At 52.6% G+C, this 24,875-nt stretch carries 21 protein-coding genes; 16 read left to right on the plus strand and 5 right to left on the minus strand.

Going from position 1 to position 24,875, the window contains the following annotated elements:
- Window positions 1-10: 10 nt before the first annotated feature.
- From ABCO64_RS04250 to ABCO64_RS04260, 3 genes are all read right to left on the minus strand, one after another.
- Window positions 11-421 carry a nuclear transport factor 2 family protein gene (locus tag ABCO64_RS04250; RefSeq protein ID WP_253457123.1) on the minus strand — a complete coding sequence of 137 codons (411 nt, stop codon included), beginning with the start codon at window positions 419-421 and terminating at the stop codon, window positions 11-13.
- A gap of 94 nt (window positions 422-515) precedes the next feature.
- The gene (locus tag ABCO64_RS04255; protein WP_253457120.1) at window positions 516-1,685 is read right to left on the minus strand and encodes an ABC transporter permease; all 1,170 of its coding nucleotides are present in this window, start codon (window positions 1,683-1,685) and stop codon (window positions 516-518) included.
- Window positions 1,682-2,353 (minus strand): ABC transporter ATP-binding protein, encoded by a 672-nt coding sequence (locus tag ABCO64_RS04260; protein WP_371922850.1) that lies wholly within the window; start codon window positions 2,351-2,353, stop codon window positions 1,682-1,684. Before ABCO64_RS04260 ends, ABCO64_RS04255 begins: the two co-directional genes overlap by 4 nt.
- A 232-nt stretch (window positions 2,354-2,585) precedes the next feature.
- Here ABCO64_RS04260 and ABCO64_RS04265 point away from each other — a divergent pair, with 232 nt between their 5' ends.
- From ABCO64_RS04265 to ABCO64_RS04330, 14 genes are all read left to right on the plus strand, one after another.
- Entirely contained in the window at window positions 2,586-2,792 is a 207-nt protein-coding gene (locus tag ABCO64_RS04265; protein WP_253457114.1) for a hypothetical protein, read from the plus strand.
- Between the two features lie 65 nt (window positions 2,793-2,857).
- Window positions 2,858-3,895 (plus strand): asparagine synthase C-terminal domain-containing protein, encoded by a 1,038-nt coding sequence (locus ABCO64_RS04270; protein WP_253457112.1) that lies wholly within the window; start codon window positions 2,858-2,860, stop codon window positions 3,893-3,895.
- A complete protein-coding gene (gene gatC / locus ABCO64_RS04275) occupies window positions 3,885-4,154 on the plus strand; it encodes an Asp-tRNA(Asn)/Glu-tRNA(Gln) amidotransferase subunit GatC (RefSeq protein WP_253457109.1) in 270 nt (89 codons plus the stop codon). The genes ABCO64_RS04270 and gatC overlap by 11 nt, the downstream gene beginning before the upstream one ends.
- Window positions 4,155-5,453 carry an Asp-tRNA(Asn)/Glu-tRNA(Gln) amidotransferase subunit GatA gene (gatA, locus tag ABCO64_RS04280; protein WP_253457106.1) on the plus strand — a complete coding sequence of 433 codons (1,299 nt, stop codon included), beginning with the start codon at window positions 4,155-4,157 and terminating at the stop codon, window positions 5,451-5,453.
- Complete coding sequence (gene gatB / locus ABCO64_RS04285; protein ID WP_253457103.1) at window positions 5,450-6,862, plus strand: Asp-tRNA(Asn)/Glu-tRNA(Gln) amidotransferase subunit GatB; 1,413 nt, start codon at window positions 5,450-5,452, stop codon at window positions 6,860-6,862. The genes gatA and gatB overlap by 4 nt, the downstream gene beginning before the upstream one ends.
- A gap of 19 nt (window positions 6,863-6,881) precedes the next feature.
- A complete protein-coding gene (locus tag ABCO64_RS04290) occupies window positions 6,882-9,665 on the plus strand; it encodes a DNA topoisomerase I (protein ID WP_292615785.1) in 2,784 nt (927 codons plus the stop codon).
- Complete coding sequence (locus ABCO64_RS04295) at window positions 9,662-10,348, plus strand: phosphoglycerol geranylgeranyltransferase (RefSeq protein ID WP_253457098.1); 687 nt, start codon at window positions 9,662-9,664, stop codon at window positions 10,346-10,348. The genes ABCO64_RS04290 and ABCO64_RS04295 overlap by 4 nt, the downstream gene beginning before the upstream one ends.
- A 3-nt stretch (window positions 10,349-10,351) precedes the next feature.
- A complete protein-coding gene (locus ABCO64_RS04300; RefSeq protein WP_253457095.1) occupies window positions 10,352-11,098 on the plus strand; it encodes an RNA methyltransferase in 747 nt (248 codons plus the stop codon).
- Window positions 11,085-11,642 (plus strand): dCTP deaminase, encoded by a 558-nt coding sequence (gene dcd / locus ABCO64_RS04305; RefSeq protein WP_253457092.1) that lies wholly within the window; start codon window positions 11,085-11,087, stop codon window positions 11,640-11,642. Before ABCO64_RS04300 ends, dcd begins: the two co-directional genes overlap by 14 nt.
- Before the next feature lie 54 nt (window positions 11,643-11,696).
- Window positions 11,697-13,520: a threonine--tRNA ligase gene (locus ABCO64_RS04310; protein WP_253457090.1), complete on the plus strand. Its 1,824-nt coding sequence runs from the start codon at window positions 11,697-11,699 to the stop codon at window positions 13,518-13,520.
- Between the two features lie 17 nt (window positions 13,521-13,537).
- On the plus strand, window positions 13,538-14,701 hold the full coding sequence (locus ABCO64_RS04315; protein WP_253457087.1) for a DUF362 domain-containing protein: 1,164 nt from the start codon (window positions 13,538-13,540) through the stop codon (window positions 14,699-14,701).
- Window positions 14,702-14,730: 29 nt separating this feature from the next.
- A complete protein-coding gene (mmp10, locus tag ABCO64_RS04320) occupies window positions 14,731-15,963 on the plus strand; it encodes a methyl coenzyme M reductase-arginine methyltransferase Mmp10 (protein WP_253457083.1) in 1,233 nt (410 codons plus the stop codon).
- A complete protein-coding gene (locus ABCO64_RS04325) occupies window positions 15,960-16,406 on the plus strand; it encodes a ribonuclease III domain-containing protein (protein ID WP_253457080.1) in 447 nt (148 codons plus the stop codon). Before mmp10 ends, ABCO64_RS04325 begins: the two co-directional genes overlap by 4 nt.
- Before the next feature lie 79 nt (window positions 16,407-16,485).
- Window positions 16,486-17,223: a PP2C family protein-serine/threonine phosphatase gene (locus ABCO64_RS04330; protein WP_253457077.1), complete on the plus strand. Its 738-nt coding sequence runs from the start codon at window positions 16,486-16,488 to the stop codon at window positions 17,221-17,223.
- 111 nt (window positions 17,224-17,334) lie between these two features.
- Here the strand turns inward: ABCO64_RS04330 and ABCO64_RS04335 are convergent, their stop codons facing one another.
- On the minus strand, window positions 17,335-17,952 hold the full coding sequence (locus ABCO64_RS04335; RefSeq protein ID WP_253457075.1) for a class I SAM-dependent methyltransferase: 618 nt from the start codon (window positions 17,950-17,952) through the stop codon (window positions 17,335-17,337).
- Window positions 17,953-17,992: 40 nt separating this feature from the next.
- On the opposite strand from ABCO64_RS04335, the gene ABCO64_RS04340 reads away from it, so the two are divergent.
- The gene (locus ABCO64_RS04340) at window positions 17,993-19,336 is read left to right on the plus strand and encodes an MFS transporter (RefSeq protein WP_253457072.1); all 1,344 of its coding nucleotides are present in this window, start codon (window positions 17,993-17,995) and stop codon (window positions 19,334-19,336) included.
- 17 nt (window positions 19,337-19,353) lie between these two features.
- On the opposite strand, the gene ABCO64_RS04345 is transcribed toward ABCO64_RS04340, so the two are convergent.
- Window positions 19,354-20,058 carry a DUF4013 domain-containing protein gene (locus ABCO64_RS04345; RefSeq protein WP_253457070.1) on the minus strand — a complete coding sequence of 235 codons (705 nt, stop codon included), beginning with the start codon at window positions 20,056-20,058 and terminating at the stop codon, window positions 19,354-19,356.
- A 228-nt stretch (window positions 20,059-20,286) separates the two neighbouring features.
- Here ABCO64_RS04345 and ABCO64_RS04350 point away from each other — a divergent pair.
- Window positions 20,287-24,875 (plus strand): tetratricopeptide repeat protein (locus ABCO64_RS04350; protein WP_343089225.1); only part of this gene is annotated, 4,589 nt, incomplete at its 3' end.

The raw sequence follows: 24,875 nt of genomic DNA on the forward strand, positions 1-24,875 counted from the left end.
ATCCTTGAGATCAGGCTGGAAATGATCTTCCGTCCACCTGATCCGATGCCGGACGCGAGATATGCATCTGCACAATCTCCCACCGGTGTCCGGTGCCCCGGAGCACCATTGTGAAGCGCCAGCAGAACTCGTTTTCATCTGCTGTGAAGATGATATCTCCCATCACCCACCCGATTGTACCTTCAGCTTTTATCGTGCAGTCTGCCATCCTGACCGAGAGGCTGTCAATCTCCTCAAAATCGCGGCTGAGCTGTCTCTCCATCTCCTCCCGGTTTCTGATAATCTCATCCGCACCTGTTCCAAATCCCATCATGTCAATGGCAGTGATTCCGAGGATTCCCTCACGATCCTTCTGTGAGTAGAGATTACAGAAACGATCGAGCACCTCCTGTATCTGATCTTCTGTCTGTCTGCTGAGCATGGGATGCTATAGATGACAGGGGTAGAAAAAGGTGTATGGTGGTCTGGTGTTTGGGTGATAGAGAGGAACCGGTTGTTCCCGGGGGTGTCCTCACCTAATCATTCGAAAGCGCTTCGATTGGATTTAACTGTGCTGCCCGGTGAGCCGGGTAGACTCCGGCTGCAATACAGATGACGACGCCGATACACATGCCGTAGATGACGGTAAAGAGGGTATGAAATGTCATCAGATACTTGACATCCTGCATGATCAGCATGATCAAAAGCCCTCCACCGACGAAACTGAGCACTCCTCCGATGACTGATCCGATCAGCCCGAGAATTGCTGCTTCATAGAGGAACATCTTGCTGATGTCCACTTTTTGTGTCCCGATGCTCCGGAGAATACCAATCTCCTTGATCCGTTCATTCACCGAGATAAGCATCACATTCAGGATGCTGACTGCGGCAACAAGGAGCGATATGCCACCTATTGCAATCACAAAGAGCGATATCTGGCCGATAGCCTCCTGTATGGATTCGAGGATCCCCCTGAAATCCATCACATTCACGACATCCTCCCGCCGGTTCAGCCGTCTTTCAATCTCGTCCTTTATACCGTCAATGTCATCAACATTCTCAATGGTTATGACCACCTGGTCATACTTGCCCCGCCCACCGTATCGGGATTCATACCATCGTTCTGATGCGATAATGGCATTATCTGTCTGAATACCTGCACCAAATCCGGTGTTCTCGAGGATGCCGACAACCCTTGCCCGCTGTTCGCGTCCACCTGTGCCGATTGTGATGAAGTTTCCTTCACGAAGATCATAACGGCGGGCAAAACTCTCCCCGACCATCACACCTTCGGTTCCTGAGACATAACGGCCTGATTTTATCTCAGTAAGCCGCTGGATCTCATGAGGATCGACTCCATAGACAGAGGCATATCCACGATCATCACCAACCCTGATCTGGTCATAGGTCTGGTAAAATGCAATAACCGGGTTTCTCCCGGCTGCCATCTCGATCTGCCGGACATCCCTCTCTGTTATCCCGCTCTTTTCAGCGTCTGTAGAGGGTACTGCCGGGGTAATAATGAGCTGGTTGCCCATGCCCATCAGCTCATCCCCGACAGACTGTTCTATTGCGCCGCCAAGCATTCCCATCGAGGTGATTGCAACAACGCCGATGATGATACCAATGGCAGCAAGGATGGATCTGAAGAGGTTAAGTCTCACATTCCTCAACGCCAGGTCAAATGTTATGCCAGGGCGTATCACTGGATCACCCCGTCACGGATCGTGATTATGCGGTCGGCATAGGTTGCAATCTCATCTGAGTGGGTAACCATCACAATCGTCTTTCCATGACCGTTGAGTTCTGTCAGGAGATCCATGATCTGCTGGCCGGTTTTGGAGTCCAGGTTGCCTGTCGGCTCATCACAGAGGAGGATCCTTGGGTCGTTTGCAAGGGCGCGGGCGATTGCCACACGCTGCTGCTGGCCACCGGAGAGCTGGTTTGGCGTATGGTGGATATGCCCTCCTTCAAGCCCGACCAGCCCGAGCAGTTCGGCGGGCCTGCCGCTTGTATCCCTGGCGCCCGTTTTCAGGATCAGGGGGTACTCAACATTTTCAAATGCAGTTAATAGCGGGATTAAATTGAACTTCTGGAAGATGAAGCCGATTGCATCCCGCCTGAGGTCTGTCAGCTCGATATCCGAGAGTTCCCGGGTGTTCTTCCCTTCAATATACAGGTTGCCTTCTGTCGGCTGGTCAAGGCAGCCGATCTGGTTCAACAGGGTTGTCTTCCCCGATCCTGATGCACCCATGATCGCAACAAACTCCCCAACACCGATATCAAGGGTGACACCATCCAGTGCATAGACATCCCCTGCCTCCATCGGGTATATTCGCCTGACATCTTCCAGCCGAATACAGGTATCTCTCATTCCTTCCATTACGTATGCCGGCTCCGTACTGTAAATATTGGTTTTTTCACCTTATAGTATGAGGTGATTTGTGGAACCCGGGTGACTGTTGTTTCATCCTGGAACTCCCCCTGCTCCATTGTTGCAGGGTGTAACAAACGTATTCCGGATATGTTACAATATGTTACACTGCCCCGAAACAATATGTTACAATATGTAACATATATCATCTCTCACGCAGATCAGTATTCCCATGTCCAGAGTGGTCAGGATTGCAGATGATGCCTATGATCTCGCACATGCGTATGGATCGTCTGTCAGCGAGGGTGTCCGTATCATGGACGCACTCATCCGGGAGTTACGGAGCAGATCCAAAGACGGCATTGATGAGAAAGCAATGGAGCGATTGATCAGGACAGCAGTCCGTGAAGAGATCGAGGCTGCAATCTACCGTGGGTAGTCTGATTACCGGGGGTAGCCTGATGTATCATATGCGTTTCTTATATGGAGAGAGTTGTGTGTACTATGTTTTCTGAGGTTTCACGGATGGCTCAGGACTGCCTGATCAATGGATGGGTGGAGGAAGACGGCTCTCTCCTTCCCGATGACGAGATAAGGCGAGCAATCCTGCATGAACCTGATCGCGTCTGCAGGTTTGGCGGGGAATTTGCCATCACCTGTGGCAGATACCGGCTCCGCGATCATCTCGGGATATTTCCAGGAGACGCTCCACCGGGGATATTTGAGAAAGATGCCAGCCCGATCTGCAGGATAGATCCGAACCCCCCGCTCATGCCGCTTGCCGATGCAATTCAGACGGCAGTCCGCCTGCGAAGCTCTGTACACAGTGTCGTCGCCCTCTCAGGGGGCGTTGATTCGGCTCTCATCGCCCGCCTGGCAGGTCGTCCCTGCATCGGTACCGGTCTGCCCGGATCGCACGATCTTCTCCGTGGCAGGGCCGTAGCTGAGCGTCTGGGCTGTCAATTTACCGCAATTGAGATCGATCCTGGAGAGGTTGAGGACGTGCTGATCCGGATTCTCCCGCATCTTCCTTCCAGAAGCCCTGTTGACGCCGGGATAGCAGCAACCCTCTTCTTCCTCTGCCGTGCAGCCGCTGAGATGGGCTATGATCGGATACTCTCCGGTCAGGGTGCCGACGAACTCTTCTGCGGATACACAAGGCATCTACAGAGCCTGGATCTGGCAGCAGATCGTGCAGGGGATCTGGCAGATCTCCCGCGCCAGCTTGCACGGGATCAGGCAGTTGCCGGCATCAGCGGTGTCTGGCTCTCCATGCCCTACCTGGATCTCCGGGTTCTGCGCGCCGCAGACCATCTGCCTGTGAATGATATGATACAGTCAGGTGTCAGAAAATATCCCCTCCGCCTGGTTGCATCTGCTCATATGCCAGAGGATATCGCATGGTATGAGAAGAAAGCGATGCAGTATGGGAGCGGTGTCTGGAAGACCATCCAGGCTCGTGCACAGGAAAGAGGTTTTAAAAGGGCAGTACAAGGGTACATGAATCATTTGCAGGAAGGTGGGGCAGAAGATGGTCTCTAAAGAGGAAGTGGAACACATTGCCGCTATCGCTGATATCGGCATTGACGACTCGGAACTTGAGCTATTTACCAGCCAGTTCAATGAAATAATCGGATATTTTGATATTCTTGACTCAATCGAGGAGGGTTTGGACAGTACTCAGACCCGGCACAATGTCTTCCGCGAGGATGTGCCTCTCCCCTCACTCTCACAGGAAGACGCTCTTTTGAACTCAACTGATCCGGAAGATGGGTTCATTCGGGCACCGCGGGTGATCTGAATGGGTGGCCGGTTTGTCTTTGAAAAGCCTGATCCCCACAACGCATTCATCACCAGGTGTATGGATGTTGCATACGGAGATGGTCCGCTCTCCGGCATCCCAATAGGCATCAAGGATAATATCTCCACTGCCGGTATTCCCACCACCTGCGCTTCAAAGATACTTGAAGGCTATATTCCACCCTATGACGCCCATGTGATCACCCTCCTCAGATCAGCTGGAGCTGCAATCGTTGGCAAGACCAATATGGACGAGTTTGGTATGGGAACCACCACGGAAAATTCCGCATATGGTCCGACACAGAACCCGGCTGATCCAACACGTGCACCCGGCGGATCATCCGGGGGATCGGCAGCAGCCGTGGCATCAGGGCTTGTCAGGATGGCGCTTGGTACAGATACCGGCGGCTCCATCCGGTGCCCTGCATCCTTCTGCGGGATCGTTGGCCTGAAACCGACCTATGGCCGTGTATCCCGCCACGGGCTGATCGCGTATGCAAATTCGTTTGAGCAGATCGGCCCTCTTGCCCGGAATGTAGGGGATTGCGCACTCCTCTACTCTGTCATTGCCGGTTATGATCCAAAGGATGGAACAAGCCTTGATCTCCCACCCCCTGCCCCACTGCAGGCAGAGATACAGGGGAAGCGGATCGGTGTTCCTGCAGAGTTCTTTGGCGAAGGCGTAAACCCTGAGGTGGCTGATGTCGTCAGATCCGCAATAGACCGGCTTGCAGACCTTGGAGCAGAGGTTGTCTCCTGCACCATGCCGAGCATGCGGTATGCCCTTGCTGCCTACTATGTCACCTCAATGGGAGAGGCTGCATCCAATCTCGGGAGATATGATGGTGTCAGGTATGGGCCGGCACCTGAATTCTTCCGCCCCTGGCATGATGCCTACTCGCGTCTCAGAAAGGAGTATTTCTCTGAAGAGGTCAGGCGCCGGATCCTGCTTGGGACATTTTCCCTCTCTGCCGGATACCAGGGCAAATACTATGCAAAGGCCCAGAAGGCACGTTCTATGGTTCGCTCAGACTTTAACCGTCTCTTTGAAGAGGTTGATATCATCGCGGGACCGACGATGCCCTCGGTTGCCTTCCGGCTTGGAAAATCCTGTGACCCTCTCTCGATGTACCTGGCAGATATCCTGACGGTTCCTGCAAACCTTGCAGGCATCCCGGCAGTCTCGGTTCCCTGCGGAACAGCAGGCGGCCTGCCTGTCGGCCTCCAGCTGATGGGAAGGCACTTTGCAGAGGATGAAATCCTTGCGGCTGCACTTGCCTTTGAGGAGGGATCAGCATGACTGTCATCATCGGCCTTGAGATCCACTGTCAGCTGAATACACAAACCAAGCTTTTCTGCGGTTGTTCGACAGACTACCGGGAAGACGGACCAAACACCCATGTCTGTCCGGTCTGTCTCGGCCTTCCGGGTTCTCTCCCGATAACAAACAGGCAGGCTGTCATCTATGCCCTTCGTGTTGCAAAGGCGCTCCACTGCGAGGTTCCGGAGGTCTCGGAATTTGCCCGGAAGAACTACTTCTACCCGGATCTGGCAAAAGCCTACCAGATCACCCAGTATGACAAGCCCCTTGCGGTTGGCGGCTACATCGATATTGAGGGTGAAGATGGCGGCGAGAAGCGGATACAGCTTACCCGCATCCATATGGAAGAGGATCCCGGCCGCCTTCTCCATATGGGAAGCGGTGATCGCGGCCGCTACACTCTCGTCGACTACAACCGTTCCGGCGTTCCCTTAATCGAGATTGTGACTGAACCTGAGCTTTCATCCCCAAAAGAGGCGAGGAGATTTTTAAACAAACTCAGGGCAACACTTGAATATCTTGGAACCTTTGATTCTGAAAAAGAAGGCTCACTCAGGGTTGATGCGAATATATCCATCAAAGGTCATGAGCGGGTTGAGGTCAAGAACATCACCAGCTACAAGGGTGTTGAAAAGGCTCTTATGTTTGAGATTACCCGGCAGAAGGGGATGATCCGGAGGAATGCGACAATTGTGCGTGAGACACGGCATTACCAGGAAGCCCGCGGGGTCACTACATCAGCCCGTTCAAAAGAGTTTGAACATGACTACCGGTACTTCCCTGAGCCGGATCTCGCGCTTCTCAGGGTCAGTTCGTGGGTAGATGAGATTACCCTCCCCGAACTCCCTGATGCCAGGCTGGATCGGTTTATGAAGGACTATGGCCTCTCGAAAAACCATGCACGCACCCTGACAGGCGATCTCAGGCTTGCAGACTTTTTCGAGGAGGTCTGCACCGGTATCCCGGAGATTGCAGCTCCCTGGACTGCTGATATCCTGCTTGGAGAGCTGAACTACCGTGATATGCCCATCTCAAAGGTTCCGGTACAGGCGTTTCGATCTCTTCTCATGGAGGTGAAGAAAGCCTCTGTCACAGACAAATCCGCTGTTGAGGTACTGAGACTGATGCTGAACCAGGTGATGGACGGCACTCCTCCTGAGATGGCAGACGAGATCATCGCCCGGCTTGGCCTGGCAAAAGAAGAAGGAGATTCAATTGTGGAGATTGTCACCTCGGTTCTTGCAGAGCATGAGGCTGCTGTCGCTGATCACCGTGCAGGAAAGCCCGGGGCGATCAACTTCCTTGTCGGCCAGGTGATGAAAGCAACGAGAGGAAGAGCTGATCCAAAAGAGATTGGACGGATCATAGGGGATCTCCTGAAAGAATAGAAGCGGGGACGTGTTTGTTGTGCACCTGATAATAGCTGAGAAAAATATTGCAGCACGGAGGATAGCTGAGATCCTCGCAGGAAAGGAGAAGGTCCAGGCGAAAAAGGATGGGGCAGCCAACCTCTATATTTTTGGAGATACCCGTGTGATCGGCCTTCGCGGCCATGTTGTCGAGGTTGATTTCGAACCAGGATATGACAACTGGCGCAGTACAACCCACCCTCCCCGCACCCTGATTGACGCAGGCATCATCAAGCGGCCGACAGAGAAGAAGATCGTGGCAATCCTTCAGAAAATCGCAAGGAAAGCTGAATCTGTCACGATTGCAACCGATTATGACACCGAAGGCGAACTGATCGGCAAGGAAGCCTATGAACTTGTCCGTGCCGTCAACAGGGACGTTGCAATCGATCGTGCCCGGTTCTCAGCTATCACGGCAGAAGAGATAAAAAAGGCCTTTTCTGAAACAAATCCTCTCGACTTTCATCTTGCAGCAGCAGGAGAGACCCGCCAGATTGTTGATCTTGTCTGGGGAGCATCACTGACCCGTTTCATCTCGATTGCAGCAAAACGGGGTGGCGGGAACATCCTCTCTGTTGGCCGTGTCCAGAGCCCGACGCTGGCGATGATCGTCGAACGCGAACGGGAGATCGAGGCTTTTGTTCCGGAGACGTACTGGATGGTCAGGCTTCTGACAGAGCGGGACGATTCCCCCTTTGAGGCACGGCATACGCATGGCAGGTTCAAAGAGAAGAAAGAGGCCGAGGCTGCGGTTCAGGCATCAGTTCCCCCGCTTACCGTCACCGACGTGATCGAAGGCGAGAAGAATGATCGCGCCCCATCCCCTCTTGATACAACAACCCTGATTGTTGCTGCCGGGCGTCTTGGTTATTCTGCTGCAAATGCGATGCGGGTGGCAGAAGATCTCTATATGAACGGGTACATCTCCTATCCGAGAACTGACAACACCGTCTACCCAAAGAGCCTGAACCTCCGGGGGATCGTCACTGATCTCTCACGGGGAGTGTTTGCAGAGGATGGACGGTGGGTAACTGCCAATATGCGGCAAAACCCGACCCGCGGCAAGAAAGAGACAACAGATCACCCGCCCATACACCCTGTAAGCTATGGGAGCCCTGATCAGATCGGTGAGGGGGCATGGAAACTCTATGAGTTCATTGTCAGGAGATATTTTGCAACCCTCTCTCCTGATGCGAAATGGAAAACCCAGAAAGTCAATCTTCTAGCTGGCAGTGAACACTATACCACAACCGGCAGCCGGCTGCATGTTCCCGGGTACAGATCAGTATACCCGTACTCTGATGCAAAAGAGCTGGTGCTGCCAAAACTCGCAGAAGGGATGGTGCTCCCAATCAATGCTGTTCACCTGGATGAGAAGGAGACAAAGCCGCCCGCACGCTACACCCAGAGCCGCCTGATCCAGAAGATGGAGGAGCTTGGACTCGGTACAAAGAGCACCCGGCATGAGGTGATCCAGAAACTGATTGCCAGGAAGTACATCGAAGGTAACCCGCTTCGTCCGACACTTGTCGGACGTGCAGTCACCGATACGCTCTCTGAGTATGCAGATACCATCACAAAACCCGGGATGACCAGGTCACTTGAAGACCATATGAACCAGATCAAGGTCAATACGAAGGGAAAAACAGAGGTTATTGAAGAATCCCGAGAGATGCTGAACCGTGTCTTCGACCAGCTCGAGGAGAACGAGGAGCTGATTGGCCGCGATATCATGGAGATGACGGTGGAGGAGTCGATGATTGGTCCATGCCCGTCATGCGGCCATCAGCTTCGTATCAGGAGGATGGGGAGTTCCCAGTTTATCGGGTGTATGCACTATCCGGACTGCAGCTTCAACATCAGCCTGCCACCCGGGACGTGGGGTGGTGCCGTCAGGACAAAAGATCTCTGCCCGGAACATAATCTCCATCATATCAGGCTTGTCAGAAAAGGGGCACGGCCATGGGATCTCGGCTGCCCTCTCTGTTCGCATATTGAATCAAACAGGGAGGCTCTTGCTATGATTCCGGACTGTACAGGTGACCGCATCAAAAAACTTCATGCCAATCATCTCTATGCAATAACGGACATAACAAACCTGCAGGCAGAAGAGCTTGCCCGAATTCTGGGGATATCGGAAACGGCAGCAGAATCGCTACGGAGGGGTGCAGAGGAGGTCATTGAACGGCTCAGGCGGAGAACCGGGATGAAGAAGTTCATCCGGAGCCATATCGCACCAAGAAGAGGGAGAAGTCCGGCAAAGGTTGCCAAAACACTCTATGAGGCAGGTGTTGAGGATATCACTGCGCTTGGTGGCGCTGACCCAAATCTCCTGAAACAGGCAGGTATAAGCGATGATGAAGCGGCAACACTGCTGCAGGCGGCAAAAAAGGAGAGTGATACACGAATTCTCCGTGAGATTGGTATACCTGCTGTCTCCCTGAAAAAATACCAGGCTGCCGGGATCTCTGCTCCAGAGGACTTTATGCGGATACACCCGGCAGGAATTGCGCTTGCATCCGGTGTTACCATCGAGACTGTGATAAAGCATGTCTCACTCGTCTGCGACTATTATCAGCAGCCCGCACCGGAAAAGATCAGTAAAGCCGCATTTGAAAAAGGACAAAAAGAGCTTGTAGAGATCCCCGGTATCGGGGATTCCACCCTGAGAAAACTTGCGGATGCTGGCATTTATAATAAAAAAACACTTCTTGCCGCAGAGGGTGATCTTTTCGGACTGTCGGGAGATGTTGTATCAAAATTGCAAAAGGAGGCGGCATGAGCATGAACTGGAAAGACTGGGTTCATATCACAAAGCTTGATCCGGATCGCCATCTGGATATAGCTGCCATCGAGACGGTGGCAACGAGCGGAACAGACGCACTGATGCTTTCGGGCACACTCAATGTCACCCCGGAAAACCTGACCGAACTCTATGACTGTGTCAGGGATTACTCCCTTCCAATCGTCGTGGAACCAGCAGATCCCGGTGGTGCACGGTTTGATGGGATGGATCTCGTCTTTGTGCCGAGTGTTTTGAATGCCTCGCATCCCCGGTGGATCGTCGGCCAGCACAAAGCCTGGGTTCAAAGATACAAGATAGACTGGAACCGGGTTGTTCCTGAGGCTTATATCGTCCTGAACCCGGCATCCTCTGTAGCAAAAGTGACGGGATCAGACTGCGGGCTTGCACCTGATGAGGTTGCTGCCTATGCAACTGTTGCAGACCGGTACTTTGGATTTCCTGTTGTCTATATCGAATATTCCGGCACCTATGGGGATCCAAATGTCGTGAAGGCGGTATCAGAGGCCGTCTCTGATGCGCGAATCTTTTACGGTGGAGGAATCAACAGCGCAGAGCGTGCGCTTGAGATGAGTGCTTTTGCAGATACAATCGTTGTCGGCAACGCCGTCTATGAAGCAGGAATCGATGCATTGAAGGCGACTGTCCGGGCGGTCAGGTGAGGGATGCCGACTGTTGATATTGTCCTCGTTGAACCTCTCTATGAAGGAAATGTCGGGTTTACCGCGCGGGTCATGAAGAACTTTGGGTTCTCCAACCTGGTTCTTGTCAACCCCTGCGACCTTGGAGACGAGGCGATTGCCCGTTCCTCCCATGCCAGGGATCTGCTTGCCAGGGCAGAGCGCCTCTCCCTTGATGAAGTCTTTGCACGGAGTGCAGTGACTATTGCCACCACCGGTACGCTGGGCAAATCAGTGACAAATCCGATGAGGATGCCGTATTATTCTCCCGCAGAACTCCGTGAGATAATCGCGCCGGTGGACGGGCGCGTCTCCATCCTCTTTGGGAGGGAGAACTGGGGGCTGAATAACGAGGAGATACGGGAGTCTGATATCATCTGCACCATACCGACATCAGAGGAGTACCCGATAGTCAATATCTCCCATGCGGTTGGAATCGTCTGCTATGAACTGGCAAACCTTCCAAGGGGTGAGTACCTGCTGGCATCCCGGCTTGAGATGGACTGCCTTTTTGGGCATATCAGCTCGTTTCTGGACAGGATCTCACACCCCCCGGAGAAGCGGGCAACCACGCTCCTGTTGATCAGGCGGATACTCGGCAGGACGCAGCTCACCGCACGTGAGGCAAGTACCCTGCATGGACTCATGAGACGGACAGAATGGCATCTTGACAATCCGGAAGGAAGCGATAAATCGGATCAGGTGCCACCTGACAGTAATGATCCTTGTTGACTGGCAGATCATCGACCGGGTGAATCGCGGGCATATTCTCATTGATCCCTATAACCCGGCGCTGGTTCAGCCAAACTCCCTTGATATCCGGCTTGGAAACCATTTTGTCTGGTACCGCTCCGGTGACACGGTTATTGACCCCTATGACAGGACGAGCATCGAATCGGAGACTGAAGAGATGGTTTCTGATCACTTTGATATCCAGCCGGGGATGTTTGTATTAGCCGAGACGCTGGAAGTGATCGGTCTTCCGGATAATATCGTTGCATCCATTGAAGGGAAGAGCAGCATCGCACGGTTTGGGGTTGAGCTTCACCAGACAGGCGGCTGGATTGACGCTGGCTTTCGGGGAACTATCACGCTTGAGATGTGTAACGTGAATGTCCGGCCGGTCCGGGTCTATGCAGGCATGCCGATTGGCCAGCTCGTCTTTTACACAACCGAACGCGCGGCAACACCCTATGATAAAAAACCTGATGCAAAATATATGGATCAGCGGCAGGCAACCCTCTCCCGGTACGCAGGGAATAAGCGGCCGGATTGAATTGGTATATAATATATCGATACGCATACGTACTCGGATTTGGGAAGGTTTACAATGCGGCTTCTTCTGATACATTCGGATTACATTGAGTATAAGGCACAGAAGAAGACGGCGATGGCAGAAGAGGATATCCGGCCACAGGACTCCTTTGAAGATGCCCTCACCGCCTTCTGTGCAGTAGAATCAGTCGACGAGGAGGATATCGGGGATGTTGTCTCACAGGCAGCAGGCGAGATCCTCGGAACTGCGGAAAAGGTTGGTGCGTTCCGGGTGATGATCTATCCCTATGCCCACCTCTCAACAGATCTCGCCTCTCCACAACAGGCAGTACATGCTCTTGTGGCACTTGAAAAGGCACTTGAAGGGTCAATCGAGGTGAAACGGGCGCCATTTGGCTGGTATAAGTCATTTACGATCTCCTGCAAGGGTCATCCCCTCTCGGAACTCTCGCGAACTATTCTCCCAGGCGGATCAGATCAGCCAAAGAAAGAGGTTGCCCGCGAGTGGTTTGTGCTCACCCCGGAAGGAGAGAGGAAAGATATTGGGGAGTACCAGCATGACTCGGACTTCAGCCGGCTTATTGCAAAAGAGACAGGTTCTGCGGTATCGGTTGGGGGAGAACCTGTTCATGTCGATCTGATGCGGGCAAAGGAGCTTGTCGATTACGAGGTGCGATCAGATGTTGGTAACCTGCGATGGCTGCCACGTGGCAAGCTGATCCGGGATCTCCTCGCAGACTACTGCCTGAATACAGTGCTTGAGTATGGCGGATCCCCTGTTGAAACACCGGTGATGTATGATCTGGGTGATCCTGCCATCAATGAGCATGCCGGGAAGTTCGGGGAGCGGCAGTACCGGTTCAAATCAAATAACCGGAATATGATGCTCAGGTTTGCAGCCTGCTTTGGGATGTTCTCAATTATGCATGATATGCATATATCGCCAAACAACCTCCCGATGAAGATGTACGAGCTCTCGACGTACTCGTTTCGGCATGAGCAGAAGGGTGAGGTGATCGGATTAAAGCGCCTCAGGACCTTTACCATGCCGGATATGCATACCCTGACAAAGGATATGGCAGATGCCCTCTCCTGCTTTGAAGAGCAGCTGATGATGGGATGGAAGAGCGGGGAGGATCTTGGAACCCCCCTTGAAGGAGTCTTCCGCTGTACACGCGATTTCTACGAGGATCATGCCGACTGGGTCCAAAACCTTGCCCGGATCTCGGGCAGGCCCCTTCTCATTGAGATCATCTCAAACCGCGTCCACTACTGGATTGCAAAGATTGACCTGGCAGCAATCGACAGCCAGGATCGGCCCATTGAAAACCCGACAGTCCAGATTGATGTTGAGAGTGCAGAGAGGTTTGCCATCTCGTATACGGATCGTGATGGGGCCGTTGTCCACCCGCCGATCCTCCACTGTTCGCCAACCGGATCCATTGAGCGGGTCATCTGTGCAATCCTTGAAGGGACAGCACGGATGGATGTCCCCTCGTTTCCGGTCTGGCTTGCTCCGACCCAGGTACGGGTGCTCCCGGTCTCCCAGAAGAACCAGCATTATGCCGACATGGTCTATGCCGACCTGAAAAAATCAGGTATCCGTGCTGATCTTGATGACAGGGATGAGTCCGTTGGCAAAAAGATCCGGGATGCCGGTATGGACTGGGTGCCGTATGTTGTTGTCATCGGTGACAAGGAGGAGAGTTCCGGTCTCCTGACGGTGACAGTCAGGGCGAAGTCTGAGCCAAAGAAGCCGTATAAAGAACAAATGACACCTGACGAACTCATTGCTGCCATCAGATCTGTTACTGCCGGCCTGCCCTTCCGCCCGCTCTATACGCAGCCGCTCCTCTCGAAGAAGCCCCATTATATCTGATAACCCCCCTTTTTTGTATGCCCGCAACGGTCTCCTCGGTCACCTGCAGCACCTATGACGAGCAGGCGATCGACTCTTCTGTCAGATCTGCAATCGATCTCCTTGGAGGCATTGAATCCTTTGTCAGCCCCGGTATGACTGTCTTTCTCAAACCAAACCTTCTTGCGGGCGTTGATCCTGCCAGGGCAGTGACCACGCACCCGGCAGTCACGAGGGCAGTTGCCCGGTTACTGACTGATTATGGATGCAGGGTAGTGATCGGCGACAGTCCGGGTGCGGGCATCCGCTATACTGCGGCATCTCTTCAGAGGGTATACACACGATCCGGGATTGCATCCCTTGCGGCTATGCCGGGCGTCTCACTTAATATGGATATCTCCCATACAACCGTTCCCTCGCGGGATGGAAGAGTCGTGAAACGTTTTCTTGCTCTCTCCCCTGCAGTTGCAGCAGATGCGATCATCTCGCTCTCAAAGCCGAAGACACATCTTCTGACGACCTATACGGGTGCGGTAAAAAACATCTTTGGAATCGTTCCCGGTCATGAAAAGTCTCTCTTTCATACCCGGTTTCCAGAGGCGCCCGGGTTTTCTGAGATGCTCATTGACCTGACTACAGCTGTTGTACCTGTTCTCCACCTGATGGATGGGGTTGTCGGGATGGAGGGGAACGGGCCGATGGCAGGCACACCACGGGATCTTGGGTATATCTTTGCTTCACGCAATCCCCATGCGCTTGACAGGCTTGTATGCAGGACCATCGGTATTGCCGAAGACCTTGTTCCGACAATTCAGGCGGCAGGAGCGCGTGGTCTTCTGGATGATGATCTGGTGGTAGTCGGCGACAATCCTGATTCTGGAGCAATCCGGCCGTTTCGCCTCCCGGATACACAGCGTCCGGCAGGTCTGAGGATGAAGATTGCACGAAAGATCCTTGCCCGTGCCCAGAAAAGCTGCATAGTCCTGGCACCCCGCCCGGTTGTTGAACAAACCGTATGCACCGGGTGTGGTGCATGTCAGCGGATCTGTCCAGCTGGTGTAATCACGCTTGAGGAGAGGAAAGCCGCAATCGATCTCTCCCGCTGCATCCGGTGCTACTGCTGCCATGAGTCCTGTGAAGATGCGGCGATACAGATCAAAGATAGCTGTATCTACCGCTTTCTCTTTGGCAGGCGGCAGTAGTTATTACCTCCCGAACCAAACGGTACTGAATGGTTCAGCTGACGGTCGATATCGGTGGCCGCCCGGGTCTTGACTGCCGGGGCTACTGCTCGTACTGTTACTTCAGGCATATGAAGAACCTGGATACACCACCGTTTGGGTGCAGGTACTGTCTTGTGGTTCTGAAGGGGTGTGAGTACTGTACACGGGGGGTCAGAGAGGAATATTCGGGCTTTAAACCCCTCCGTGAGGTGGCAGATGCCGTACTGGCAGATATCCAGTCTCTACGGGGCGAGATCACAAGAATCACGATCAGTGGGGGCGGTGATCCGAGCTGTTACCCGGACTTCCGGGATCTGATCGAGCTGCTCGCAAGCCTGGAGGCGCCTCTGCATATCGGGTATACGAGCGGAAAAGGCTTTGATGATCCCGATATTGCAGATTTTCTGATCGAGTCGGGCTTAGCTGAGATCTCTTTTACTGTCTTTGCAGCAGATCCGGATCTCAGGCGGCAGTATATGCATGATCCCTCGCCGGATGCATCGCTTGAGGTTCTGCGGCGCCTGGCAGAAAAGATCGATGTCTATGCAGCATCTGTTGTTCTCCCCGGCGTCAATGACGGGGATGTGCTTCTTGAGACATGCCGGTGGCTTGAGCAGCAGGGTGTGAAAGGACATATCCTGATGCGTTTTGCCAATGCGAGCGATCAGGGTCTTATCCTTGGGAATGAACCAATCATTGCTGATCAAAATGTCCAGTCTGTGAAAGAGTTTGCAGCTATGGTTGCAACTGCAGCCGGCTCCTGTCGCATGAAGGTCTCCGGCACTCCTCTTCTTGATACGGAATTTGATTCGCCGTTTGCGATCAGGAATGAACCCGATCTTCTCTCGCTCCTGCCACGTATCGAGGGATCAGCAACGGTTGTCACGGGCAGTGTTGCGGCACCCTTTATCAGGGATATCCTCTCAGCCTGCGGGGGCGGCGATGTCGTGGCAGTTGCAAAAGAGATCGCCTGCCTGATCACAGCCGATGATCTCGCGACACTCGATCTCTTTCTGCTCTCAGATACCGTCATCATACCTGGACGCTCATTTGTCTTCCTTCCTGAGGCTGAATCCATCCTCTCCCGGGATGGAAAAGCAAGGCAGGTAATCCGGGGCCCTGAAACATTGACTGCAGATGCCGAGACGAGCATGGGTATGACCCGTGAAGGGGTGCTGGAGATGGAGATCTCCGGGTTCAGTGATCTGATCAGGCTGATAAACCAGTATGGTGGGAAATGACCCCGATTGAAGAGGCAATTGGCTATACCTTCAAAAACCCCGCACTCCTCACCAGGGCGCTCACCCGTTTTGCATATGCACGCGAGCAGGGTTTAGCTGAAGAGATGCATATGGACGGTCTCTGTGTCCTTGGTGATGCTGCTTTTGATCTCGCCATTGTTGAAGGCATACTGGAAGCAGGCGCTCACGATAAAGGCGTGATCACGAAGAAGAAGATTCATTCGGTGAATATGCTCAGGCTCCGGCGGCATGCGGAATTAATCGGGCTTGCTGAATCTGTCAGGTGGGGTAAAGGTGAAGAAGCGCAGGAGATCTGGCAGTCGGGCCGCGTGCTTGCCGAATGTTTCGAAGCGCTTATCGGCGCTCTCTACCTGGATTCCGGTATGCCGGCGGTGAAAAGGCTCATAAATACCAAAACATTCGAAGAAAATAAGAAAGATTGAAGTAACCTTGCCTTCGATGTTACTATAATCATGGCAGTAATGGTTATCAGGCATGTAGACATGACCTGGAGTGAATTGAATGATTGGGCAGATGGTGACACTCGGAACTGAGATCGCCGGTATCACCTGCAGGGGAGGCAGAGCGGTCAACGAAGACTCCTACGCGATTCTTCCGCTCCCGGACGGATATCTTCTGGCAGTTGCCGATGGAATCGGTGGCCAGCCGGCAGGTGATCGGGCATCGTCACTTGCCATATCCACGTTGCGGGATTATTTTTCTGATAATTATATTGGTGGGATGCATCGTGACAAATCCCATGATCTCCTCAGGGATGGGTTTGCCGAGGCGCACCGGAGGGTTCGTGAGGCAGCAACAGGTGATGCAAGTGGGATGGGGACAACCCTTGTTGCAGCCTTTGTCAGGCGAAATACTGCAATTATTGCACACACCGGTGACTCGCGGGCATACCATCTCTCAGGCAGAATCGTCTCGGTGACAACAGATCACTCTCTTGTCTGTGATATGGTTGAACGTGGTCTTCTTGATCCATGTGAACTGTTCCATCACCCGCTCCGCTCCTATATTACACGGAGTATCGGAGGGGATTTCCTTGTTGAATCGAGGGTATCCACCCTCCATCCGGGTGATGTGCTTCTCCTGGCAACTGATGGGTTTTATGAACACCTTGATGAGGAGGCACTTGTTTCTGAGTCACTACACCAGACTCCGGCAGAGATTCTTTCCCTGCTGATGCAGCATGTGCTCCTGATGACGCGGGATAATGCAACTGCTGTTATCTACCGGCAGCCTGTCTGAATAAAACCAGAACAGATACCTCATTCTCTTATTTTTATAAAAAACATTCAAACAGTTTTGTTTCCTGGTATGGGGCTCTAAAACGACGTTGATGCAGATTCCCTTTAAAAATTATTGTGTGAATGTGCAGATGAAATGCTCACGGACATACTGTTCTCCTGCATAGCTCACCTCGTACCTCTCCTTTCTGAGAGATAGCTGCCGAAAAGAGCCCTTTAAATGCCGGATTTCGTCTTCTGAGAAATAATGGGTGATTTGGTGGTGCCGTCGATAGGTGTATGGCTCAACTTCCTCGCCTTTCCCGCACCGCATATCTCCCCTCGAAAAGACGGTGCAGTGGAATGAACCATCTTCAGCCAGTACACGGCCAGCCTCGCCAATAAGCAGACTCCTGAGATGGCCTGGCAGATGCCCGAGGATATGAATGCCGATGACGGCATCAAATGTGGCATCTCCAAACGGGAGGTGGCATGCATCAGCAACCATAAGCGCCCCACCTGGTCTCCTGCTGGCTTTGATTGCTTCTTCTGCGCTGTCAATGCCGACAACCTGCCATCCTCTTCCACGCATCGCTTCACTATGTTTCCCATTGCCGCACCCAAGATCGAGCACAAGAGATCCCGCCTGCAGATCCGGAAGTGAGAGGGGAGCCCCGCCATAGAGTGATCCCCTCATGCGGTAATCCGCGTTCCAGGCATCGCGGAGCGCTCGCGGGTCAATTTTTTCCATATAGATTGATGGTCTTTCAAAGGGCAATAGTATCACTCTCATGATTCGTCTTGCCAGGTATCATCATCTCCTCATACTCCTTGGTTTCATCATCGCAACCGTGATGGCCACCGAGGCAATGATCATCGCCGCATTTCCCACAATTGAGGTGGAATTCAGTGTTGCGTCGGTCATCATCGCCTGGATTCTTCCGGCTGTGATGCTTGTCGGTGCTGTGATCCTCCTCGCTGTCGGATCTCTTGGCGATATCCTGGGGAAGAAGCGGATGATCCTTGCCTGCCTCCTGGTATATGGGGTTGGGATTGTTCTTGCAGGGTTTGCACCTGATATGCTGACACTCCTCTTTGCACGGATGCTGCAGGGCCTTGGTCTTGCCGTTGCACCGCTAGCCTATGCTCTTGTTGCAGAAGAGACTCCTCCCGAATGGGTCTCAACCGCAATCGGTGTCCTTGCTGCAACCTATGGAGCCGGGAGTTTTATCGGGATCATGACGGGAGCATACATAATTGAGCATATCGGGTGGCGCGCCTGTTTCCAGGTGATGATCCCGGTTGTCATTCTCCTGATAATCTCGGCATATTGTATCCTCCCGGATCAGGGAGTGCGAAAGAAAGGAAGAATCGATATCCCCGGTATCATCCTCTTTGGCGCCTCTATCTTGTCAGGTCTGCTTGCTCTGACCTGGCTTGGGCTCTTCGGACCAGGTGACCGCATAGTCTGGCTCTTTCTTCTTCTCTCGCTGACATGCCTGTTCTTCTTTATCAGGCATGAAGAGAGAACCGCGTCTCCTCTTCTGGATCTTGGTATGATCCGTGAAGCGCCGTTCCCGGCAATTTCGCTGAATGCGTTTCTGGTTGTCTTCTCTTTTTTTATGCTGATGCAGACGATGCCGTACCTGATTGCTTCACCAGCAGGCCTTGCCTTATCTGCCCTCTATGTTGGGATCCTCCTGATGCCTGGCACACTGACGGATATGATCTCAGGGCCTCTTGCGGGGTACCTGGTTTCAAAGCGGGGGGTGGTGCTGCCGTTTGTCTTTGGCTCAGTTGCCCTGCTCGTGGGGGCCGGGATCTTCTTCATCTTTCCCCTGACTCCTCTCCTGGTCATCTGTATCTGGATGATCTTCTCATCCGGGATGTCGATTCTCCTGACGATAGACAATATGATCGCTGTTGCTTCTGCTCCACCGGGAAGTACGGCAACCTCAAGTGCGTTTGTGCATACTGTCCAGAGTATAGGTGGTGCAACCGGCCCGATCGTTGCCGGAGCGGCATTAACGATCTACCAGCCTGAAGAGGCGTTTACAGTTATTTTTCTGGTGGCAGTTAGTGTATCTGCACTCATCCTCTTCCAGTCAGCCGGGATAAGAAGACATCTGCCCTGAGGAAAAAGAGAGGATGGCTATGCAGCCTGGCTTTCATACAGCAGTACCACGTATCTCCAGGTGAAGATGGAGAGAACCGGTGTCAGGAAGAGATTGATGATCCACCCGATGACTGGAATGACACTCAGCATACCGATAATGAATGCAAAGACTGCCAGTATAACCCAGAGGGCGATGATGGCGACTATGTAGCTGCCCCATCCAATCTTTCCAATGTGTTCAAATATGGCGCCGAAATTGAATGCTTCTCCGATACTTCCGCTTTTTGCGAACCTGACGACACCGGTGTATGCGATGAATGAGAGGATCACTGCAATAAGGAAAGCAACCAGAAGGCCTGCCATCAATTCTGCCATCATACCCACCATTGCCTGATCGGGAACAGCCCCGGTCATATCTGCCATTTGTGCTCCGGCAAGGGCAAATGGCAGTGTGGCTGCACCGAAGATGAGTAGGACAATGATCACCGGGATCATGTAGATGAGGGCGACGATGTTGAGTTTCCACCCGTCAATAAAGAGTTTTTTCCAGTCAGTTACTTCGGGGGCAGGTGTTTTGCCTGAGAGAACCGAGACAAGGTACCCGTTAAAGACGGGAACGATGAACAGTGTGAACATGGTGATCAGATACGCAACAACAAGCAGTATCCACTGCTTCCATTTTCCCCACACTGCCTCCCTGGCATATGCAAAGGAATCCGATGCAAATGTGCTGATTGACATAATTACACCTGAACATTACTCATATCTATGCTCCTATAAAATGGTTGCGCATATGGGTGTTCAGTGGCAGACATACACGCGGGATTTGAAAGCAATCTGGTGTATCACCATAATTTCAGCATACCTCACTCTTCCCCGGAAAAAAATTCTGACCCAATTGGATTTATGGTAGGTGACCAATATACAGATGAACAGTTTTCTTGAGGTACCCTTGAGGATTGAAGCGTTATGGATCTCTGGAAAAGGCAATCCGATCCCAGTCCACGTGAAGAAGCAGAGCGTTTACTCGAGCGTGGGCTCTCTTCACTACGCAATGGAGACTATGCGGATGCACTCTCTCATTTTGATGCTGTTGTAGCTCTTGATCCCGGCTATTATGAGGCATGGAAGGGGAAGGGAGAAGCCTACCTTCAATTGCATGAGTTCGAAAGATCTGCTGGATCCTTTGAGCAGGCATTCACCATACGGAAGGGAGATGAGGCGACAAAACAAGCCTATGCCTTCTCCCTCCTCTCTCTTGGGAAAATTGATGACGCTCTCAGGGCTCTGGATCTCAAAATCCATCCCGATGCCCTGTATGATCTCATCTCTCTTGTGAAGACACTCCTGTCTATTGAGCGGAATACGGATGCATTGTATCTCCTTGAGAGAACGCTCTCAATTGATCCGGGTGATGCCTACTCCTGGTGCTTACGGGGTGTTATCCTCTCACGGATTGCCCATTCTGGCACCCGGCTCCCTTCAGGTGAAGAGATCCATTCCGATCAAGAGGAGACGCTTCTCTGGTATCTCCGATCAGCAATTCGTTCCTTCAATAAAGCCCTTGAGATGAAGCCCGACTGTATTTTGGCAATCAAAGGTATTGGTGATGCACATCTTGCATTGCATGAATATAGGGAGGCTTCCCGGATGTTTGAACGGGCTCTTGCAAGCAGGAGAGACGACTCATCTCTGAAAAGGCAGTATGCATTCGCGCTTCTTGGCCTTGGCAGAACTGACGATGCAGTTGATGTCCTTGATGCAGCTCTTCAGCCCGAGGCTCTCACCGATCTCGTCTCAAAAGGAAAAGAGCTGTATCTGGAAGGGCGGTATGGCGACTCCCTGGCGATCATTGAGCGGGCCGTGGATCTTGTGCCAGGTGATCCCGAACTCTGCTGCATGAAGGGAGGCATCCTCTATCGTCTTGGGAGATATGATGAAGCCCTTGCGTCCTATCAGCAGGCAGAACGAACCTGCAGGGAGAGTGAAACCGGAAAGGGGGCACAAGACATACTTGGGGATGTACTGCTTCTCTGTATGAAAGGTACAATCCTCTGCCGCCTGAAACGCTATGATGAAGCTCTTGAAACCTATGATCTGGCACTGTCCCGCCTTCCTGATGCGGCCTCTCTCTGGTATCTCCGTGGGAGGGCTCTTGATTTTCTCTGGCACTATGAGGATGCAGTGGAGAGCTATTCCAGGGCTTTTGAATATGCTCTCTCTGATGAGGACACTCCCGATTCTGTCCGGATGGCATATGTTCCGGATCCTGTAAAGATACTGAGGCAAAAAGGCCTCTCTCTCTGGAATCTCGGAAGATATGACGAAGCAATCGTCTCTTTTGATAACGCACTTGAGATCGGGCCGGATGATTTCGAATGCTGGTTCTCGCGGGGATCGCTGTTGCAGATTATGGAGCGGTACGAGGATGCGATCGACTCCTATGCCCATGTTCTTGAAACGAAGCCTGATTATTTTGAGGCATGGCTGAACAGCGGGTCGGCGGCACTCGCAATCGACCGTGATTCTGATGCTCTGGCGTTTCTTGACCGGGCAGTTGCCCTCCGCGAGGATGACCCGGATGGCTGGTCGCTTCGGGCAGTTGCCCTCATGAAACTCGGAGAGGCTGAAGCGTCCTTTGAATCCCTGCAGAAGACCCTTGTCTATCGACCCGATGATCGAAAGGCGATACTGGCAAGCGGCAGGCTCCTCATGGACTTTGGCCGGTATGCTGAAGCAAAAGACGCATTTGAGCGTTTACTTGTTGAAGAAAGCTCAAACGCAATCCTCTGGCTGCTTCATGGATCTGCCTCCGAGTCTCTTGGCAAGTCAGATGAAGCAGCGGACTCATATTCACGTGCCCGTGCTCTCCGACCATCGGATCCAATCGTTCTCAAAAAAACAGCAGATCTACATCTTAGTACCGGAGAGTTCACTGAAGCCCTTGCAGACTATACCGCTCTCATAAACACCGGATCGGCCGATGCGGGCACCTATCTGAACCGTGGCCGTGCTCTTGTGGGTCTTGGGCGTCTTGCGGAGGCGATTGATTCCTATTCCCGTGCACGTGATCATGATCCGGATCTTCCCGGTGTACTTCTGGAATATGGGCTCATCCTTCAGCGCCTTGGGAGGAATAATGACGCACTTTCGGTACTGGATGAGTTATTGGATCAGAATTTGCCAGATATGTCCTACTGGTATGCAAGGGGTGCTGCACTTCATGGTCTGAACAGAAACGAGGAAGCAGTTTTTGCGCTCCAGCATGCTCTCTCTCTGGATCCCAATAATACACGTATCCTGGAAACCTATGGATCTGCTCTGTCTGCTCTCCAGAGGTATGAAGAGGCTGTTGAAGCGTTTAAGCATGTCATCACAGATGATTCGGATTCACTCACCCTGCTGGCAGACTATGGATCTTCACTGCTTGCACTTTCCAGGTATGAAGACGCGGCCCCGTTTCTTGAGAGAGCCTGCCAGCTTGCCAATGATGATCCCGTTCTCCTCTATAAGTATGGCGTTGCGCTCTATCACCTCGGTTGCCGTGAAGAGGCTCTTGCTGTCTTTCTGCAGGTACTTGACATTGATTTTGCTCATGACGGTGCGCTGCAGTATGCAACAGATCTGCTTGTATCTTTTGAGAGATATGACGAGGCGCTATCACTCTTTGAGAGGATGGATAAACCTGATTATGACCAGGTGCTCTGCAAGGCAGAGGCGCTCCAAAAGCTTGAGAGAGACGCTGATGCTGCCCTCGCCTATGCAGAGGCTCTCGCCATGCGTGATGATGACTTCAGGATCTGGCAGAAGCTGGGAGAATGCCAGCTCAGGGCCGGGAATTCTGCTGATGCCACCACCTCATTTGAACGGGCAGTCTCACTCTCTCCTGATGATCCGCTGCTGCTTGAAGCCTATGGAGATGCGCTCTGGGAAGGCAGCAGGATCGATGAAGCTGTTTTGATCTACCAGCGTGCCTCTCTTCTCTCTCCTGATGATCCCGTGTTGATCGGCAAAATTGCAGACTGTCTCCTCCACCTTGAGAGGCTTGATGAAGCATGTGTTGCATTTGACAGTCTTGCCTCTTTTTCAGGCGTATCTCCAACAGTTTTACGGAGGAGAGGTGATCTGCTCTCCCACCTGCACAGGATGGATGAAGCAGCTGCATCATATGAAGAGGCACTCAGGCTGGATCCTGGAGATCAGGCATCAGCTCTTGGTCTTGGGTGTGCGTACCTGGCGCTCCATCGGTATGGGGATGCTGAACCAGTCTTTCAGGCGCTTATGCAAAGCGGTTATGATGATCCGGTTCTCTGGGAGAAGTATGGCTTTCTGCTTGAAGAGCTTGGACGTCTGGATGAAGCATTGAACGCGTACCTCCACCTGCCTGAATTCCCCGACTCCAGGAGAGGCACACTCCTCTCCCTCCTCGGGCGGCATGATGAGGCGGTTGCTGCCTTTGAGGCTCACTCTGATGTATCAATGCTTGATACAGAGGCGCGTATCGCCTATACCCGCTCCCTTGGCAATCTTGGGAGAGGAGGGGAGGCTCTTGGGCTTCTTGGAAAACTCGAAACTGACGTGGCAGCAGAACCCCGGGTTCTCCTCCTGGCTGCCTCACTCCTTGAGAGAGAGGAGCGCTTTGATGAAGCGCTTGCTGCCTATGATCAGCTGCTCTCAGACGAATCTGTGGATGGATGGGTGGAAAAGGGCGATCTCCTCTACAGTCTCGGCAGGTATGAAGAGGCATTTCTCTCATTTGAGTCTGCACTCCGTTTTAATCCTGATGATACGGAGCTTCTTCTCAGATCCGGCCGCAGCCTTCTGCAGCTGGAGCGTTATGGAGAGGCGATTGCTTTCTTCGGATATCTCCTTGAGATTGATCCCGATCATGAAGAGGCACGAAGCTCCCGGGATCATGCGCAGGGCAGACTTGAGATGTGGGACGCTGGTGCAGCACCATCCGGAGAAACCGGGGATCTAACATATCTGGATCTTATCCAGTCCGGTGACGCCCTCTCTGCGAGCGGAAAGCTGACTGAAGCTGTTGATTCATATGCAGCTGCCCTGCAGATCCGAAATGATGATCCGGCTCTCTGGCAGAAGATTGGAAACTGCCAGTCTGCGCTTGAGCGTTATGACGACGCTGCCATATCGTATGAGGAGGCTGTGGTGCTCCAACCCGATAGTGCTCTGCTTCTTGAACAAGCAGGTGACGCACTGATGCTGGCAGACAGAAGAGATGACGCTCTCATGGCTCTGGAGCGTGCTTCTCTTCTCTCTCCGGACAATACCGATCTGCTGGAAAAAATCGCTGACTACACCTCCCTTCAGGCAGATTCTCACAGTCTGGATGAACCTCACTTTTCTCATGACGAAACGTCTCCTCCTGATGAAACGTCTCCTCCAGATGAGGATCTCCTGGAAGCAGATCATATTCCAGAGGATGACTTTTTCATGCAGGCGCATGATATCATCGATCAGCTTGATCTCTCAGACGAAGCAGATCTCCCGCATCAGGAACCATGGCAAGATGAGTTGGATGAAGCTGCATCTGCAGA

It is taken from the genome of Methanocalculus natronophilus (assembly GCF_038751955.1).
Classification (GTDB): Archaea; Halobacteriota; Methanomicrobia; order Methanomicrobiales; family Methanocorpusculaceae; genus Methanocalculus; species Methanocalculus natronophilus.

Excerpts from the sequence above, each read along its gene's own strand:
- ABCO64_RS04345 (WP_253457070.1), bottom strand. The coding sequence starts at position 20,058 with ATGTCAATCAGCACATTTGCATCGGATTCCTTTGCATATGCCAGGGAG.
- mmp10 (WP_253457083.1), top strand. The coding sequence starts at position 14,731 with ATGGTTCAGCTGACGGTCGATATCGGTGGCCGCCCGGGTCTTGACTGC.
- ABCO64_RS04340 (WP_253457072.1), top strand. The coding sequence starts at position 17,993 with ATGATTCGTCTTGCCAGGTATCATCATCTCCTCATACTCCTTGGTTTC.
- ABCO64_RS04265 (WP_253457114.1), top strand. The coding sequence starts at position 2,586 with ATGTCCAGAGTGGTCAGGATTGCAGATGATGCCTATGATCTCGCACAT.
- ABCO64_RS04315 (WP_253457087.1), top strand. The coding sequence starts at position 13,538 with ATGCCCGCAACGGTCTCCTCGGTCACCTGCAGCACCTATGACGAGCAG.
- gatB (WP_253457103.1), top strand. The coding sequence starts at position 5,450 with ATGACTGTCATCATCGGCCTTGAGATCCACTGTCAGCTGAATACACAA.
- ABCO64_RS04250 (WP_253457123.1), bottom strand. The coding sequence starts at position 421 with ATGCTCAGCAGACAGACAGAAGATCAGATACAGGAGGTGCTCGATCGT.
- ABCO64_RS04270 (WP_253457112.1), top strand. The coding sequence starts at position 2,858 with ATGTTTTCTGAGGTTTCACGGATGGCTCAGGACTGCCTGATCAATGGA.
- ABCO64_RS04295 (WP_253457098.1), top strand. The coding sequence starts at position 9,662 with ATGAGCATGAACTGGAAAGACTGGGTTCATATCACAAAGCTTGATCCG.
- ABCO64_RS04300 (WP_253457095.1), top strand. The coding sequence starts at position 10,352 with ATGCCGACTGTTGATATTGTCCTCGTTGAACCTCTCTATGAAGGAAAT.
- dcd (WP_253457092.1), top strand. The coding sequence starts at position 11,085 with ATGATCCTTGTTGACTGGCAGATCATCGACCGGGTGAATCGCGGGCAT.
- ABCO64_RS04335 (WP_253457075.1), bottom strand. The coding sequence starts at position 17,952 with ATGGAAAAAATTGACCCGCGAGCGCTCCGCGATGCCTGGAACGCGGAT.
- ABCO64_RS04310 (WP_253457090.1), top strand. The coding sequence starts at position 11,697 with ATGCGGCTTCTTCTGATACATTCGGATTACATTGAGTATAAGGCACAG.
- gatA (WP_253457106.1), top strand. The coding sequence starts at position 4,155 with ATGGGTGGCCGGTTTGTCTTTGAAAAGCCTGATCCCCACAACGCATTC.
- ABCO64_RS04325 (WP_253457080.1), top strand. The coding sequence starts at position 15,960 with ATGACCCCGATTGAAGAGGCAATTGGCTATACCTTCAAAAACCCCGCA.
- ABCO64_RS04330 (WP_253457077.1), top strand. The coding sequence starts at position 16,486 with ATGATTGGGCAGATGGTGACACTCGGAACTGAGATCGCCGGTATCACC.
- ABCO64_RS04260 (WP_371922850.1), bottom strand. The coding sequence starts at position 2,353 with ATGAGAGATACCTGTATTCGGCTGGAAGATGTCAGGCGAATATACCCG.
- gatC (WP_253457109.1), top strand. The coding sequence starts at position 3,885 with ATGGTCTCTAAAGAGGAAGTGGAACACATTGCCGCTATCGCTGATATC.